We start from the raw sequence: 1343 nt of genomic DNA, 5'->3' as shown, positions 1-1343 counted from the left end.
GCTAAGGGGTTGACAACGCACCGCCGAACTCAAAAAACACACTGTAAACACTGAACTTCAATTTTGCACTAAAGCCGCCACGCGTTGGCAATCCCTCTTGAGCCATTTGTTATGCGAATTCAATAAGATAAATAGAATTTACACGACCAAAAGCCACAATTGCAATGGTTGAGTGATTCAAGAATCAACCCAAGCAAGAACTGTGATAAATGAGCCGCCAAAACAAAGTTCACCTTTCAACAACAAACCAAGCTTTTGAATCAGACAAACTCAACAAGCAAGGCTTTCAGCAAGTGCGAAATGCTCGATTAACTTGCCCTTTCCACACTTTGCACGCGCTAAATTAGCAACAAACCAGCGCTAAAACTGATTGAGGCAAACAAAGAACCTTGCCTGTTTTACGATTTGAGTAAACTACGAATTTGAGGGTGAAAAAGCTCATTTGCCGACAACATAAAACGAATGGCCGGAGAAATCCTAAAAGATTGAACCCCTAAATTTACCTGAGTTGCATAACGCCCGGCTAAGGGGTTGACAACGCACCGCCGAACTCAAAAAACACACTGTAAACACTGAACTTCAATTTTGCACTAAAGTCGCCACGCGTTGGCAATCCCTCTTGAGCCGTTTGTTATGTGAATTTTACTCGTACGTCTTACCGTTGTGCTTTAACCAACCTTGCGGGTGTTTATTGTTTGGATCCTTGTGCGTCCAGTGCATGACACCACCTTTTTTGTTCCATTCATATTCACCGTAAAACTGGACTCGATCGCCAACTTTTAGATTTGGAACCCTAGGAGCTAAATCAATATTGTGAGCAACAAGTAAAGTTTGTTTACTGTCCAGTTTCAATATGAATTTTTGATGCCTACTTCCTTCGTTGTCATCAGGTAACAAGCGAATAACTGTGCCTGAGCCCTGGACTTGAATATCACTTTGATGATTTTCATACGCATTTTTTAACTGATGATCATTAGCTTGAGCACCAATCGAAGCTAGACAAAAGACGGCTATAAATATAGCGATTAACTTCTTCATATACTCAATTTCTCCAATTCACATAACGCCCGGTTAAGGGGCAGCCAACGCTACTACCAAGTTTCCGCATAACACCGTAACCACAAAAACCAACGCATAGTAAAAATGCCACGCGTTGGCTGTCCCTCTTGAAGCGTTTGTTATAAGCGTGCTAGCGTTTTTCTACTTTGCTATTCAAACCAACTTCTAATGCAGATGCCTTAGTTTTTGCTGCTTCTTGATATGTTTCGAATACATCTCCATTTTTTCGTCCACTAAAATGAAGAACTCCGTGAACCACTGCCATAAAAAAGGAAACAACAACA

The 1343-nt window shown here is 41.3% G+C and carries 1 protein-coding gene; it reads right to left on the bottom strand.

Going from position 1 to position 1343, the window contains the following annotated elements:
* Positions 1-642: 642 nt before the first annotated feature.
* Positions 643-1038, bottom strand: a complete 396-nt coding sequence (locus tag AACT21_RS09300) for a DUF3465 domain-containing protein (RefSeq protein WP_017049506.1) — start codon at positions 1036-1038, stop codon at positions 643-645.
* Positions 1039-1343: the final 305 nt, after the last annotated feature.

Origin of the sequence: Vibrio sp. V08_P9A1T1 (genome assembly GCF_963874405.1) — a bacterium.
Lineage (GTDB): Bacteria > Pseudomonadota > Gammaproteobacteria > Enterobacterales > Vibrionaceae > Vibrio > Vibrio anguillarum.
Note: the sequence above shows the minus strand (reverse complement) of the source record. Positions and strands in the feature narration are given on the sequence as shown.

Bases quoted from the DNA above. Each gene is read 5' to 3' on its own strand.
- AACT21_RS09300 (WP_017049506.1), bottom strand. From the start codon at position 1,038: ATGAAGAAGTTAATCGCTATATTTATAGCCGTCTTTTGTCTAGCTTCG.